This window comes from Staphylococcus sp. GDY8P196P (assembly GCF_017891705.1).
Taxonomy (GTDB): Bacteria; Bacillota; Bacilli; order Staphylococcales; family Staphylococcaceae; genus Staphylococcus; species Staphylococcus ureilyticus.
Genome location: NZ_JAESJS010000003.1, coordinates 164480 through 180998 on the forward strand (window position 1 = coordinate 164480; position 16519 = coordinate 180998).

Genomic DNA, 16519 nt, shown 5'->3' on the forward strand with positions numbered 1-16519 from the left:
GCTAACATCAGTATGTATGTAACAAGTGATGTTAGCTTATGATTTAAATCAAAGTTATATTAGATGTTGCTGCTGATTGACTTTGCTGAGTTCAGAAACAATTTTACGGCTGTCTTTATTAAGATGTTTTACATAAATCATATTATTTTTCTTTTTATAATTTTCTATTAAAGTATCTATTGCATTGACAGCTGAATCATCCCATAGATGTGCTTGGCTAAAATCGAGATAAATTGTTTGATCTCTTATTTCTAAATCTAATTGATTCATTAAAGAATCGATAGAGACAAAGAAAATTTGTCCTTTAACTTTATAATAGACGTGATGATTTTGTTCCTCATATTGGACAGAAACATTGGATATCTTTGTAGCAAAACATAATGCACTGATGATAACACCAACAATGACGCCAAGCGCTAGATTACTTGTGAACAAAACGATAACGACCGTTAATATCATCACAAATGCATCAGAACGTGGGGCTTTTTGAATAAATTTAAATGATCCCCAGTTAAATGTACCTACCGAAACCATCACCATGATGCCTGCTAAAATTGGCATTGGAATTTCAACAACCCAGTCACCAAAGACCATAATCAAGATAATTAAAAATACACCCGCTGTAAATGTGGAAAGTCGTGTGGTTGCACCTGAGCGCACATTAATAACCGACTGTCCAATCATAGCACAACCTCCCATTGCACCGAAAAAGCCTGTGATAAAGTTTGCGATACCTTGTCCACGAGCTTCTTGATTCTTGTTGCTATAACTATCGGTTGCCTGATCGACGATGCGTGAGGTTAATAAGCTTTCTACAAGACCTACGATTGCCATTGATATGGCATAGGGAAATATAATTTTAAAAGTCTCCATATTAAATGGTACATTTGGGATTATTAATTGCGGTAAGCTTTTTTTAATTTCGCCTAAATCTCCAACCGTTTTAACGTCTGCCCCGGTAACTAAATATGCGATTGTTAATACGACGATAGCAATTAATGGTGCAGGTATACGATTGAACACACGAGGTAATAAATAAATGATTAATAGTGTGATAATGACAAATAAGTATGTAGGCATGGAGATACCAAAGATATGTTTAAGTTGTGTCATAAATATCATTATAGCTAATGCGTTCACAAACCCAATCATAACAGAATTTGGAATAAATTTCATAAGTCTACCTATTTTCAACAACCCAAAGATGATTTGAATGATTCCCATTAAAATGGTGGCAGCAAGTAAATATTGAATACCATGATCTCGAACTAATGGCACAATAACTAAAGCAACAGCACCAGTAGCAGCTGATATCATTGCGGGTCTACCCCCAACTAATGAAATGACAACAGCGATGATAAACGAGGCATATAATCCAACCATTGGATCTACACCTGCAATGATAGAGAATGAGATTGCTTCAGGAATTAACGCAAGTGCTACAACAATACCTGCTAATATATTTGTACCTGGTGCAGTGAGCCATTCTTTCTTTAATTTATTTAGCATAAACTGTGCTCCTTTATTAAAAGTCAATTTTAATAGTATAGCACATAGCATAAAAAAAGTTTATAGTACTTTATGACAAAAAAATTTTAAAAAATATAATTTATTACGAAATAAACATGTGACAGTTTTGTAATTTGAAAATATGTATTTGTTAGTAAAATCAAACGAGAAAATAAAGTGAATTCGCTATGATACAAATATAAATAAAAGTAAAGTGATTGAAGGAGTGTAACACATGTCTATTCTTAAAGTAGAAGGATTAACTAAAAATTATGGTAATAAACATAGAAAACAAGAAGTACTCAAAGGCATAGATTTTGCAATAGAAAAAGGTGAATTTGTGACGATTATGGGGCCATCAGGCTCTGGAAAAACGACATTGCTTAATGTGATTAGTTCCATAGATTATATAACGAGTGGTACTGTTGAAATTAATGGTCATCAAATTAATAAAATGAGTAATAAAGCATTAGCAGACTTTCGTAAAAAAGAAATAGGTTTTATTTTCCAAAATTATAGTGTGCTTAATACATTAACTGTTAAAGAAAATATAATGTTACCACTATCTATTCAAAAATTATCTAAACAAGAAAAAGAGCAAAATTATAACGAAGTCACGCAAGCATTAGGTATTAGTCAACTGGGCCATAAATATCCAAATGAGATATCTGGAGGACAACAACAACGTACTGCTGCGGCAAGGGCTTCAGTACACAAACCTGCTATTATTTTTGCAGATGAACCAACGGGTGCCTTAGATTCAAAAAGTGCACAAGACTTACTAAACCGTTTGGAAGAGTTAAATCAAAAGACGAATGCTACCATCGTAATGGTCACTCACGACCCCGTTGCAGCTAGTTATTCAAATCGTGTCATTATGCTAAAAGATGGTGATATACATTCAGAAATATATCAAGGTGAGGATAGTAATCAAGCATTTTATAAAAACATCATTCACATGCAAACTGCCTTAGGTGGTGTGGCAAATGAATTTTAATCAAATCGTTATCAAGAATTTAAGGAAAAACGTTAGACATTATGCCATGTATTTATTTTCCTTAATTGTCAGTATCGTTTTATATTTTAGTTTTGTAACTTTAAAATATACAAATAGTATTAATAATGAGCAATCATTAAAGACAATTCAAAAAGGTTCAGAAATTGGCGCAGTATTTTTATTCTTTATAATTGTTATATTTTTAATGTATGCAAACCAACTATTTATTAAGCGTAGAACGCGTGAATTTGCGCTGTATCAATTGATTGGTTTAACAAGAAACAACATCATGAGAATGTTAGTCATTGAGCAAGCGTTGATGCTTTTATTAACTGGCGTTATCGGAATGATTATCGGCATATTTGGTTCGAAATTGCTGCTGATGATCGTGCTCAAAATATTAGACATCAATATGAGCGTATCGTTATCGTTCCAATTGCCAGCAGTCATACAAACATTGATGCTTATTATGGTGTCATTTGTACTCATACTCATACAAAGCTTTATCTTTTTACGTAAGCGTAGTATTTTAATGATGATGAATGACAATGCACGCACAGAAGCAACCAAATCTCAAATCACTGTGATCGAAGTGATCTTCGGTGTGTTAGGTATTGTGATGATTGGTGTAGGATATTATATCTCAACAGAAATGTTTGGTAAGTTTCTCAATATGGTTATCTATTCACCATTTATCATTTTATTTTTAACGGTGTTAGGGGCATATTTATTTTTCCGTAGTTCCGTTTCGCTTATATTTAAAACGTTAAAACGTTCAAAAAAAGGCAATGTGTCAATCACTGACGTTGTGTTTACATCATCTATCATGCACAGAATGAAGAAAAATGCATTATCATTAACAATCATTGCAACTATTTCAGCGGTAACCGTAACTGTATTATGTTTTGGTGCAATTAGTAAATCAACGATGGATGAAAATACAAAGTTAATGGCACCTCATGACTTAAATTTTAAAGATAGTAAACAAGCAAAACAATTTGAAAGTAAATTACAAAAAGCACACATTGAAGTAAAGAAAGACTATAAAGAAGTGACACGCGACGATATATTAAATGATCAAGTATTTCAAAAATCAAATATGGGTAATATGAAAACCTTGTTTGTTACAAGCAATCAATACTTTAATGATAAAGCAGTTTCTGGAAATAAAGCTAAATTGATTAACTTAGCAGCTGGTTCTGGAATAGTAAAATATGATTTAAATAAAGAGATTCAGTTAAAAAATAGTCATACGGAAACATTTAAGGTGATTGGCGACAGTAATAAAGCGACATTTATGAGCGAAGTAAGTTATGGTGGTCCAGTATTATTAGTAAGTTCGGATAAATATGAGCAAATCAAGCAAGAAGGTAAAGAAACGAATAAACAATACGGTTATGATTTGAAACATCATACAGATTTGACAAAAGCAACGAAAATTGCACAATCTATTGAACCGAGTATCCAATCACAAGGTATGATAAAACAAGAAATGAATGAAAGTGTCGGCATTTTATTATTTGTCACTTCATTTTTAGGTTTGGCATTTTTAGTGGCAGCAGGATGTATTATTTATATTAAACAAATGGATGAGACTGAAGATGAAATCCCGAACTTTCGCATTTTAAGAAAAATTGGTTATACTCATCAGGATATGTTGAAAGGACTAGGGTTAAAAGTAATTTTCAACTTTGGCTTACCTTTAGTTGTGTCACTGATGCATGCTTACTTTGCAGCAAAAGCTTTTATGGGTATTTATAATGCGACAAGTATGACACCAGTTTATGTTGTCATGATAGTATATTCAATTGTGTATTGCATATTTGCAATTATGTCTTTTATACATTCAAGCCGAATTGTAAAACATTCAATTTAAAAAATAAAACATTCTATTAATAAGCTTAAATAAAATGCTGTGAATGAAGTTATAAACATATAACATGATTCACAGCATTTTTAGTTTATGTATCGGGTTTTTTAAATATGTTTGTCGTTGTCTATTCGTGGTATGTAGTACACGACACAATGATTACACATGGGGGTATAATGATGAATTTATTAGAATTTCATAAGCAAATTAAAGGTTATACACAAAATAAACAACCAGGTATACAAAAAGAGATGAATCCACAGCCTATAACAGAGATGGAAGGTTATAAAAGCGGTGGCAAATTAACGGGCAAGGTTGCTCTGATTACTGGCGGTGATTCTGGCATTGGGTGTTCTGTAGCGATGCTATTTGCAAGAGAAGGTGCAAATGTTGCTATTGGCTATTATGATGAACATGAAGATGCTCAAAAAGTAGTGGATGATTTGAAAGGAATAGGTGTAAAAGCTAAAGCCTATGCACATGATTTAAAGGTAGTGTCAGACGCTCAAGCATTAATTGATAAAGTGGTTAAAGACTTTGGAGGTTTAAACATTTTAGTAAATAATGGTGGCGTTCAATTTCCACAGGATAGTTTTCAAGAAATTACGCCAGAGCAAGTGAAAGAAACGTTTGAAACTAATATTTTTGGCATGATGTTTTTATCTCAAGCAGCAGCGCCACATTTAGCAGACGGTGATGCCATTATCAATACTACAAGTGTAACAGCATATAGAGGATCAGCGCATCTTATTGATTATTCAGCAACCAAAGGGGCAATTGTAGCGTTTACAAGATCTTTAGCGACAAGTTTGATAGAACGGGGCGTACGTGTAAATGCTGTTGCACCTGGTCCGATATATACACCTTTAATACCTGCTACATTTTCAGAAGAAAAAGTAGCACATCAAGGTGGAGAAACGCCAATGGGTCGTCGAGGACAACCCGCAGAACTAGCACCGTCGTATGTATTTTTAGCGTCTTATGCAGATAGTTCTTACATTACAGGACAAGTCATTCATGTAAATGGCGGTGATTATATTACTTCTTAAGCATAGTGTGTAGCTTGATTATTATGGACTAACGAAATAACAACTTACTGCAACTTTGATAGTAAAGCTTACTCTATAAAATTAGTAATGAATGTAGGGTGTGTCTTGTTTTAAAGTTAATTGAAATATTTGATTTAGCATTATCATTTTGTAGCTCTTAAGGGGATAGACTTTGATTATGCTTCTATATTAATTAGTAGTAAAAAACACTTTCATATCAATTCATGTAAAAGCATGAATTGAACGAAAGTGTTTTGTTATATTTTATAGCAATTGTAAAATCCTTTGAAAGATGAAAGTACTTTTGCAATGTTTGTAAAGTTTTCTAAAGTTGAGCGTGTATTGTTAATATGATATTTAACATAGATATGTTATTGATCTAGTTTTGAATTGAGAGAAGCTAGGTTGCATGTACATCTATATCTAAAAAGTATGTTAATCATTTATAACCAAGGCATCAAGTTTGATGCATACGTTTTAAAATGCTAAAAGAAATCTGAAGGAATGAAATCATCGACATTGATATTTTTTAAAGAGTCAAAGTTAACATTTTCAATATTTTGTAGTATTTCTCCTTCTTTAAATTGTTGATAATAATTTGTAGTTTCTGCTACGATATCGTGATCTTGAAATGTTTTTACGACACCTAAGATTAAGAGGATTGCTATTACCCCTTTGATGATTGTTTTCATAAGTAATGACTCCTTTTAATGATAATACATATATTATAAATGAAAATTTAGTCTGTGACATGCGTCCAGAGTATTTACATACTATCGTACCTTAGTTGTATACGACGTGCTTATGAAAATATATGGTTATCAATTCTAATTAAAGTTTCAATTAGAGACCAAAAGCAATTGGTAACCAGAAATAAGCAAATAGTGATATGACAATAATGGTGAATATATTTAATATAAAACCAGCTTTTACCATATCTTTCATTTCTAATTCATCAGAACTAAATACCGCTGCATTTGGTGGTGTTGAAATGGGCAACATGAAAGCACATGTTGATGATACTGCTACAATACCCATAATTATGAAAGGGTCTTGGCTGATAGCTGCAGCAAATCCAATACTGATTGGCATTAACATATTTGATACGGCTGTATTAGACATTACTTCGGTAAGGAATAAAATGCCAGTCGTAAGCACGATAACAATTAAAATGAGTGGCAACGGTTTTACAACGCCTAGCATACCCCCAAACCACTTTGTTAAACCAGAGTCTTCAAAAGCAGCAGCTAACGAAAGACCGCCACCAAACAATAGTAATATACCCCAAGGGAGTTTGCTCATATCATCCCAAACAAGTAAACCACCTTTGTGGGATTTAGCTGGAATTAAAAATAAAAGCACTGCACCTATCATTGCAATAACTGTATCTGATAAGTGGAGAGAAGATGGAAGCAGGCTACCACAAATCCATAATATACTGACAAATAGAAATACAATACCTGTTAATTTTTCTTCTAGACTCATAGGTCCTAAATCACGTAATGATTTTTTAGCAAAATCAGAAGATATTTGATCTGCATCTTCAATTTTAAAGAGCCATTTTGTCATTAACAAATATAATATGATAAGTAATATAATTGTTAATGGTAATGCAAAAATCATCCATTGTGCAAAAGAAACTGTTCTATTTAAGCTTGAAGAAGCGATTGCAGCAAAAACTGCATTTGGCACTGAGCCAATTAATGTTGCGAGACCACCTATAGAAGCGGAATAAGCGACCGTAAGTAATAAAGCTTTACTGAACTTATGTGCTGACTCAGGCTTTAAAAATTGTGCGTTTTGGATTTCATGTATTAAAGCTAATGCAATCGGTAACATCATTAAGGCTGTTGCAGCATTTGAAATCCACATCGATATAAATGCCGTTGCAATCATGGTACCTAAAATAATCCTATTGCTATTAGAACCCATCATAGCGATAATCGTCATAGCGATACGTTTATGTAAGTTCCATTTTTCAATTGCCAAGGCAATAATGAAGCCCCCCATATACATAAAGACGATCGGATCAGCATAAGCACTTGCAGCTACTTGTTCGTCTGTGCCTCCACTTAAAGGTAGTAGAATAAGTGGTATGAGTGAAGTAGCCGGAATGGGAATCGCTTCTGTAATCCACCACGTGGCGACAAAAAGTGTTACAGCAAGTACGGCCCTAGGAGCGTCATCTAGCCCAGTAATCTCAGGAATAAAATAAAAAGTAAGAAAAAGCAACGGTCCTAGTATCAAACCAATTTTTTGTTTCATAAAAATCCCCCTTGTTTGTACCCTTGCATTAGTAAGAATATCAAGTTGGAAAAGTAATGACAATTTATTTTTCAGAAAATTGTAAAAAAACAACTGTTTTATTGTTAGAATAAATTTAATCTTATGCATGCAAAATAAAGGGGAGTGATTTTATGGTTTTGGGTACACTAGTAGGAAAAGATGATACATGGGTATTATGGGCGATTATTATAGTTTGGGCCACAATAAGTATCTTTTTAGAACAACGATATCAATGGGCAAGTACGATTTCAGGAGCGATTATTGCATTGGTAGGAGCGATGTTACTTTCTAACTTTAAAGTTATCCCAACGAGTGCACCAGTTTATGATACCGTGTGGGATTATATTGTTCCTTTATCTATACCGTTGCTACTTTTTAGTTCAAATATATTAAAAATTTGGAAAGAAAGTCGGCGATTGTTATTTATTTTTTTAATTGCGTCAATAGGGACCATGATAGGGACAACTGTAGCTTTTATTATATTAAATCATTCAGTGCCTTATTTATCAAAAATAGGGGCGATGATGACTGGAAGTTACATTGGTGGGGGTGTGAATTTTGCGGCATTAAGTTCCAAATTAAAAACGCCTGGAGAAATGGTTTCATCCACAGTTGTTGCAGATAATAGTGTCATGGCATTATATTTTCTGTTATTAATTGCTATACCATCCATTCCGTTTATTAAAAAACACTTTAAAACACATTATCATAGTGATCATACACCGGCAACACAACAATCATTTTGGCAACCAAAAAAAATTCAATTATTAGATATCGCATTTTCAATCGCTGCAGCAATAGCAATCGTTGCAATCAGTTTTAAACTTTCTGAATTAATACAACATGTTGTACCTCAAAGTAATTTGCTCTTAACTATACTTGTGTCATTTTTTGGGGATTTCTATCTCTTACTTACAACTTTAACACTTGTCATCGTTGCAATTTGGGGAGACTTCTTTGAAAAATTAGCAGGTGCCTCTGAAATTGGAACATTCTTAATTTATATTTTCTTTGTTGTCATAGGTACACCAGCCTCGTTTGTTACGATTGTAAAAACGGCACCGTTGTTATTTATTTTTGTTATGATAATTTTAATATTTAACTTGGGTTTGAGCTTGTTGTTAGGAAAATTATTGAAATTCAACATTGAAGAGATATTACTTGCAAGTAATGCAACTGCTGGAGGTCCTACTACTGCAGCTGCATTAGCTATTGGTAAAGGTTGGACTGATTTAGTCGGACCTATATTAATTGTAGGTACATTAGGTTATGTGATTGGCAATTATGCAGGTACATTAATGTATCAATGGTTATCTTATATTGCATAGTGGTAAGACAATTATTTAGAAATATCATGACGCGATGATATAGTTAATCTGGTGAATTATTATAGATGAGTGAGGGATGTAATATGAGGGAAAAAGAAAAAATGTTAGGTGGACAATGGTATGACGCAAATTACAATGAAAATTTGGATAAAGAAAGAAATATAGCTAAAGACTTATGCTTTGAATTAAATCAAACGAAACCTAGCAATAAAGCAAAGCGTCAAACTATTTTGAAGGCATTGTTACATGCTGAACCAAATAATTTGGAATTATTAAGTCCATTTTATGTCGATTATGGTTATAACCTTTTTTTAGGTGAACAGGTGTTTATCAATCATGATTGTTATTTTATGGATGGTGGTAAAATTTTTGTGGGCAATCATGTGTTTATTGGACCAAAATGTGGATTTTACACTGCGATACATCCATTAGCATATCAAGATAGAAATCAAGGATTGGAACAAGCGTTACCCATACATATAGGAGATGATGTATGGATTGGCGCAAATGTCATAGTCTTACCAGGAGTAACAATAGGTGATGGCTCAGTAATTGGTGCGGGAAGTGTTGTATCTAAGGATATTCCTGAGAATGTAGTTGCAGTTGGCTCTCCGGCAAAACCAATAAAAACGATTGAAAACAACGCATCGACATGATGATATTAAATATTGAATTTTTTCGATAGGAGTTAGTGACATGATTCAACGTTTGCAACGGATCATGTTACGACTCTTTTTTATTTTTCAACAGGATAAATAAAATATTATTGCGTGAAATTTTAAAATAAATTAAATTTGTTTTAAAAAATGTTCCGCGGAGCTTAATTAGAAATTAATAAAATTGTTCGGAATATAATAAAAAATTATGTTAGAATATATAAATATGGAAATTGAAAAGTTTATATTTTGTGATTTTCAAATATTTTAATATTTATTTTTTGCAAGTAGCTTTGCCATCCATATTTAGAAAGGATTGAACGATTTATTGCACAAATTTATTGTGTGAGCAGTTCAAAGAAAGAGGAGAATGATTCATGGATATTTTAATAGGGACCTTGTTTTTAATCGTTGTACTAGTGTTATTTACATTATTTACATATCGTGCTCCTAATGGCATGCGTGCAATGGGAGCATTAGCTAATGCAGCGATAGCAACATTTTTAGTGGAAGCTTTTCATAAGTATGTTGGTGGAGATCTGTTTGGTATTAAATTTTTAGGAGATCTTGGTGATGCTGCTGGTGGACTTGGCGGTGTGGCAGCTGCAGGTTTGGTAGCTTTAGCAATCGGGGTTTCGCCTGTGTATGCTTTAGTGATTGCAGCAGCTTGTGGCGGTTTAGATTTAATACCAGGATTTGTTGCTGGTTATGCAATTGGTTATTTAATGAAGTTTGCAGAACATAAAGTGCCGGACGGCGTAGATTTAATAGTGGGTATTTTGATTATAGCGCCACTAGCAAGATTAGTAGCTACTGTAATTACGCCATTAGTAAATAATTCATTATTGAAAATTGGGGATATTATTCAAAGTTCCACAGAAATTAACCCGATTATTATGGGTCTTATACTTGGTGGCGTCATTACAGTTGTTGGAACGGCACCATTAAGTTCCATGGCATTGACTGCGTTATTAGGTTTAACTGGGATGCCAATGGCAATTGCAGCCATGGTTTCATTTGCATCATCTTTCATTAACGGTACGATGTTTAATAAACTTAAACTAGGAGATCGTAAATCTAGAATTGCAGTTTGTATTGAACCATTATCACAAGCAGATGTTGTGTCAGCCAATCCAGTACCCGTCTATACCGCTAACTTTATTGGTGGTGCTTTAGCAGGTGCGGTGATAGCATCATCAGGTATGATTAATGATGCGACAGGTACAGCTACCCCGCTCGCAGGTTTTCTTGTTATGTTCGGTTTCAATAACCCGATAAAAATAATTATTTATGGCGCCATTGTAGGTGTTATAGGTTTAATCGTAGGATATGTATGTTCAGTTTGGTTTAAAAATTATCCAGTCGTTTCGAAAGAAGAGATAGAAGCACGATAATGCTACGTTATAAGTAAATGATGTAAATGTTAATCTTAAAATAGTCAACCGTGTTTCATACTGATCATAAAAACCATTATAAAAATGAAAAGCAGCATATAGCAGCCATTTAGTATTTGTGGATGCTATCATGCTGCTTTTTAAATTTCCATCATTAAATTTAGTGTGTAAAAATGTGTATCATGTGAAATTAATCGCTTAACTGACTATCTGGGACGTCAGTGATAAACATATGTCCTGGTGCATGTGTAATCATCAATTCTGGTTTAGCATCTAACGCAACAGATTGAGGCGTAACACCACAGCCCCAAAATACTGGTACTTCATTTTCTTTAATCGTGACAGGTTCGCCAAAATCAGGATTTGTTATGTTTTCGATGCCAATTGTTGATGGATTTCCTATATGTATTGGCGTACCATGAACATTTTTAAAGTGTGTCGTAATTTCTGTTGCTTTTATAGCTTGTTGCATAGTCATCGGTCTCATACTAACAGTGATATTTCCTGAGAAATGGCCACTTGGTGCGGCTGGAATATTTGTTATGTACATTGGAACATTATGTTCTTCTTCAATGTGACGTATTGGTAGACCCGCCTCCAACAAAGCATGCTCAAAAGTGAAGCTGCAGCCAATCAAAAAACTGACCATGTCATCATTAAATAAATGAGATATGTCAGTAGGAGATTCTACTAATTCGCCATAACGGTATACTTTATATTGTGCTACTTCATTTGTGATGTTAGCTTCTTTACCATAAGTAGGAAAAGAGGTTGAACCAATTTCTGAAACATCTAAAAGTGGGCATGTTTTTGGATTTCTGAAACAGAATTTTAAAAAATCATATGCATAAATAGAGGGTAATATGACCACATTAGCTTGGACATAACCTTTAGCCATTCCGCTTGTATGACCTGTAAGTTCATTTTTACTAATCATTTTTCTTAATATACTTGGGTGTTGGTTTTGTAAATTCATTAAGTGTTCATCCCCTTAAATTTAACGTCTTAGCTACATTTTAGCAAAAAGTAGCATATAAGTTGTATAAAATGTTCAGAATCTTTTGGAAAATATAAATAGACATCGTATTGAAATTAAAGTACATTTGGATTTCAATACGATGTCCGTTTGTGATATTTAATACTCAATTAAACAATGGTAATTTATTGGGTCAGCTGGATGAGTTTAAACAGTATGATAGATTAATCATCTTTGTTTTTGGTATCTTTATTATCATGGTTTTTGCCATTATCGTTATGATTACTTGGTTCATTTTCTTCTATCGGGGAATCCTCATCGGTTTCTAAATGATTTGTTTCGCGTTCTTCTAGTGGTATAGAATAATCTTTATCATCATTGATGTAGGTCATTTTAAAGTGTTCCGTTGGTTCTCTTCTCAATGCACGCATTAGAGAAAAAATCATGAGTAATAAAATAATTGAAAATGGTAGACCTGTTACAACTGAGGCAGTTTGTAAACTCGTTAAACCACCTGCAATTGTCATAGAAACAGATATAGCACCAATTAATATGCCCCAAATAATTTTATGTTTGATTTTAGGATTAGCAATACCACCAGTTGCCATACCCGCAACAATATGTGTAGTAGAATCAGCACTTGTAATAATAAATATAAAGATAAGTGCGATTGCTAATGCACTTGTGATGTCAGCGATAGGAAATTTGGATAATAATTCAAAAAGAGCAACAGTATAATCCTTGTCGACAATATTAGCGATATTGTCGTTACCATTCAATGCTATTTTAACAGCTGTACCACCAAATCCAGCTATCCAAGTAAATGAAATTAAAGGTGGGATAATTAATACACCAATAACAAATTTTCTAATCGTTCTACCGCGAGAGACACGAGCTACGAAACCACCAATAAATGGTGACCAAGATATAACCCATGCCCAATAGAAAACAGTCCATTGTTGTATCCAACTGTTATCGCCTGTATATGGGCTGATGCGTAAACTATATTCAATGAAATGACGTAGATAATCACCGATTGCTAATGTATAAGATTCTAAAATAAATTTAAAATCACCAAAAATAAACATGAAGATAAGTAATATTGCGCCTAAGCCAATATTGATATTACTTAACCATTTTACACCTCTATTTAAACCAGTAATCGCTGATGTTAAAAAAATACCTACCATTAAAATAGTGATTGATATTTTGGTAACATTATTGTTAGGAACGTTAAAGACATGTTGTAGACCACCACTAATTTGCATAATACCTAAACCAATAGATGTGGCAATCCCCATTACTGTAGCTATAATGGCTAATACATCTATCACATTTCGATATGGTCGTTTATAAGATTCACCAAATACAGGTTCCATCGCCGTTGAAATGAGACCATCACGTTTTTTTCTAAATTGGAAGTACGCCACTGTTAAACCGGCAATTGCGAAGATAGACCATTGAGAAATACCCCAATGAAAAAAAGTATAGCCCATAGCAACACGCGCTGATTCTGATGAAGCGTCTGGCGTTTTTCCAGGAAATGGAGAGTGTAAATAATGCGTTAATGGTTCTGCTACACCCCAAAATACAATGCCGACACCCAAACCTGCAGAAAAGAGCATCCCAATCCAAGACATCATAGAAAATTCAGGAGCTTCATTATCATCACCCAATTTAAAGCGACCATAACGTGAAATGGCTAACGCAATTAAAAATATATCTAAAATAAAAATAATTACTAAAAACAGCCATCCAAAACTATTTGCTATATAATCGTAGACTTGTTGTGCGTGATTACCAAAACTTTTAGGGAAAATACCTGCAATTAATGTTATAAGTACAATAATTGCAACAGATATCATATAAACAAGATTTCTATGTTTCTTCTTTCTGTCGTGTGCATTTTTGTCACTCATAATAGTGTTAAATCATCCCTTTGTTTTCATTTATATTAAGAAATTACCCTAATACAATGACACTATTCATTGAAAATGCTAGCGAATATTATAATATGGATGACGTTGCATGATTCATATTTTTGTGGGTATAGAACATATGAAAAATTATAAATTGCAAAGGAGGTTGCATATGAAACGTACTTTGGAAAAAGTACTAATTTGGCTAGGAATTTTCATACAATTTGTACTGATTTTTTTAATGGCTATTGCTGCACCATTTTTAAACGATCGGAGTTTTAAACGTTCATTAATGGGTTCTTTTAAAAATCAAGATGCTATTAGCGATAATTTAACTCAAACAGAAACATCACAATTATTAGATAGTATTAGTCAATTATTTATCGTTGCTTTAGGCTTAGTTATTGTAACGACAATCTTAGCATTAATATTTGTTTTATTAATCAAGAAGATACCAAAAACTGCAGGTGTTGTATTTATATTACTTGCAATTGTCTGTGTGTTTACATTAAATATATTTACAGCATTGTTATGGCTAATTGCAGGCATCATACTGTTAGTTAAAAAACCACATAAATATAATAAAAGTCAAAAAAGTACATAAAAATTAAATATTGTTTGTTGACTTGATAAATGTCATTATTCAACGATGGTTGAATTGAATGGACGTTGTAACAATTTTAATGTGACATTATACGAATTAAACACTTTCTTTAAGTTCATAAATGTAAAAAATTTAAAGAAAGTGTTTTTTGAAATCACTTGAACGATATAAATCAAGCGCAATACAGTTTTTAAAAGTAAAAGTTAGACATAAAATACGATTTATTTTTATAAAAGTTATTGTAAGCGATTGCATTTGTTGTGTGATACCTATACAATGAAAATAAGAATGGAATTTTTCCATTTTAGTTTTCTATTTACAAACTTACATGGGGGTAGAAAAAATGGTTGTCAACTATACAAATGAACCAGGCATTGACTTTACTGATAATAACAATGTCGAATCATTCAAAGAAGCATTAAAGAAAGTTAAAGGTGAATTAAATCAAAAACTTCCGTTAGTGATTAATGGGGAGAAAATTTTTACTAAGGATACATTTCAGTCTATCAATCCTGCGAACACTTCTGAAGTTATTGCTGAAGTATCAAAAGCTACAACAAAAGAAGTAGATAAAGCTTTTGATGCAGCTAATGAAGCTTATAAATCTTGGAAACGTTGGACGCACAGAGATCGTGCTGAATTTTTAATTAGAGTTGCAGCTATTATTAGACGACGCAAAGAAGAAATATCAGCAGTGATGGTGTATGAAGCTGGTAAACCATGGGATGAAGCAGTTGGTGACGCAGCTGAAGGTATTGATTTTATCGAATATTATGCTAGATCAATGATGGAATTAGCAGACGGTAAACCAGTATTAGATAGAGAAGGCGAACACAATAAATATTTTTATAAACCAATTGGTACTGGGGTAACAATCCCACCATGGAACTTCCCATTTGCAATTATGGCGGGTACTACTTTAGCGCCAGTTGTTGCTGGTAATACAGTTCTTTTAAAACCTGCAGAAGATACCCCGTTAACAGCGTATAAATTAATGGAAGTATTAGAAGAAGCAGGTTTACCAAAAGGTGTTGTGAATTTTGTACCAGGTGATCCAAAAGAAATTGGCGATTATCTTGTTGATAGTGTTCATACGCACTTTGTTACGTTTACAGGTTCACGCGCAACAGGTACACGAATCTTTGAAAGAGCCGCAAAAGTTCAAGAAGGACAGCAATTTTTAAAACGTGTTATCGCTGAGATGGGCGGTAAAGATGCGATTGTTGTTGACAAAGAGATCGATACAGACTTGGCAGCAGAATCTATTGTTTCATCAGCGTTTGGCTTCTCAGGTCAAAAATGTTCTGCTTGTTCACGTGCGATTGTTCATCAAGATGTATATGATGAAGTATTAGAAAAAGCAGTTAAACTTACACAAGATTTAACTTTAGGAAATACAGAAAATAACACTTCAATGGGACCAGTTATTAACCAAAAACAATTTGATAAAATTAAAAATTATATCGAAATTGGTAAAAAAGAAGGTAAGTTAGAACAAGGTGGCGGTACAGATGGTGCTACTGGTTACTTTGTTGAACCTACGATTTTCTCTGGACTTAAATCAAGCGATCAAATCATGCAAGAAGAAATCTTTGGGCCTGTTGTTGGTTTTGTAAAAGGAAAAGATTTTAATGAGTTATTAGAAATCGCTAATGACACAGATTATGGATTAACAGGTGCAGTTATTACTAATAATCGCGAAAACTGGATTGAAGCTGTTAAAGAATATGACGTTGGTAACTTATACCTAAACCGCGGTTGTACTGCAGCGGTTGTTGGTTATCATCCTTTTGGTGGTTTCAAAATGTCTGGTACAGATGCAAAAACAGGTAGCCCAGATTATCTATTACATTTCTTAGAACAAAAAGTTGTTTCAGAAATGTTTTAATTGTTAACAATCGGCTAGGATAACATTTCTAGTAAAATAAAGA

13 protein-coding genes are annotated in these 16519 nt (G+C 33.3%); 8 read left to right on the top strand and 5 right to left on the bottom strand.

The annotated features are described in order from the left end of the window. Positions 1–54: 54 nt before the first annotated feature. Entirely contained in the window at positions 55–1509 is a 1455-nt protein-coding gene (locus KA814_RS00825) for a SulP family inorganic anion transporter (RefSeq protein WP_064209231.1), read from the bottom strand. 235 nt (positions 1510–1744) lie between these two features. Here KA814_RS00825 and KA814_RS00830 point away from each other — a divergent pair, with 235 nt between their 5' ends. The 3 genes from KA814_RS00830 (at position 1745) to KA814_RS00840 (ending at position 5425) form a co-directional block, all read left to right on the top strand. Continuing rightward, a complete protein-coding gene (locus KA814_RS00830) occupies positions 1745–2506 on the top strand; it encodes an ABC transporter ATP-binding protein (protein WP_046206722.1) in 762 nt (253 codons plus the stop codon). Beyond that, positions 2496–4382, top strand: coding sequence for an FtsX-like permease family protein (locus KA814_RS00835; protein ID WP_064209232.1), 1887 nt, complete (start codon positions 2496–2498; stop codon positions 4380–4382). The genes KA814_RS00830 and KA814_RS00835 overlap by 11 nt, the downstream gene beginning before the upstream one ends. 173 nt (positions 4383–4555) lie before the next feature. Continuing rightward, a complete protein-coding gene (locus tag KA814_RS00840; RefSeq protein WP_046206724.1) occupies positions 4556–5425 on the top strand; it encodes an SDR family oxidoreductase in 870 nt (289 codons plus the stop codon). A 485-nt stretch (positions 5426–5910) separates the two neighbouring features. Here KA814_RS00840 and KA814_RS00845 read toward each other — a convergent pair whose 3' ends face one another. Next, the gene (locus tag KA814_RS00845) at positions 5911–6117 is read right to left on the bottom strand and encodes a hypothetical protein (protein WP_064209233.1); all 207 of its coding nucleotides are present in this window, start codon (positions 6115–6117) and stop codon (positions 5911–5913) included. Between the two features lie 151 nt (positions 6118–6268). Next, on the bottom strand, positions 6269–7690 hold the full coding sequence (locus tag KA814_RS00850; protein ID WP_064209234.1) for an SLC13 family permease: 1422 nt from the start codon (positions 7688–7690) through the stop codon (positions 6269–6271). Positions 7691–7842: 152 nt separating this feature from the next. Between KA814_RS00850 and KA814_RS00855 the strand changes: the two genes are divergently transcribed. The 3 genes from KA814_RS00855 to KA814_RS00865 all read left to right on the top strand — a co-directional run bounded on the left by KA814_RS00855 (position 7843) and on the right by KA814_RS00865 (position 11089). Then, positions 7843–9039: a DUF819 family protein gene (locus tag KA814_RS00855; RefSeq protein WP_064209235.1), complete on the top strand. Its 1197-nt coding sequence runs from the start codon at positions 7843–7845 to the stop codon at positions 9037–9039. 83 nt (positions 9040–9122) lie between these two features. Beyond that, a complete protein-coding gene (locus KA814_RS00860) occupies positions 9123–9695 on the top strand; it encodes a sugar O-acetyltransferase (RefSeq protein WP_210122641.1) in 573 nt (190 codons plus the stop codon). Between the two features lie 377 nt (positions 9696–10072). Next, positions 10073–11089 carry a PTS sugar transporter subunit IIC gene (locus KA814_RS00865; RefSeq protein WP_064209237.1) on the top strand — a complete coding sequence of 339 codons (1017 nt, stop codon included), beginning with the start codon at positions 10073–10075 and terminating at the stop codon, positions 11087–11089. A 190-nt stretch (positions 11090–11279) separates the two neighbouring features. On the opposite strand, the gene KA814_RS00870 is transcribed toward KA814_RS00865, so the two are convergent. Together KA814_RS00870 and KA814_RS00875 are read right to left on the bottom strand one after the other, a co-directional pair. After that, positions 11280–12065, bottom strand: coding sequence for a putative hydro-lyase (locus KA814_RS00870; RefSeq protein WP_064209238.1), 786 nt, complete (start codon positions 12063–12065; stop codon positions 11280–11282). Positions 12066–12289: 224 nt separating this feature from the next. Continuing rightward, the gene (locus KA814_RS00875; RefSeq protein ID WP_210122642.1) at positions 12290–13984 is read right to left on the bottom strand and encodes a BCCT family transporter; all 1695 of its coding nucleotides are present in this window, start codon (positions 13982–13984) and stop codon (positions 12290–12292) included. Between the two features lie 172 nt (positions 13985–14156). Here KA814_RS00875 and KA814_RS00880 point away from each other — a divergent pair, with 172 nt between their 5' ends. Both KA814_RS00880 and pruA read left to right on the top strand, forming a co-directional pair. Next, a complete protein-coding gene (locus KA814_RS00880; protein WP_064209240.1) occupies positions 14157–14588 on the top strand; it encodes a DUF4064 domain-containing protein in 432 nt (143 codons plus the stop codon). 343 nt (positions 14589–14931) lie between these two features. Further along, on the top strand, positions 14932–16476 hold the full coding sequence (gene pruA, locus KA814_RS00885) for an L-glutamate gamma-semialdehyde dehydrogenase (protein ID WP_064209241.1): 1545 nt from the start codon (positions 14932–14934) through the stop codon (positions 16474–16476). Positions 16477–16519: the final 43 nt, after the last annotated feature.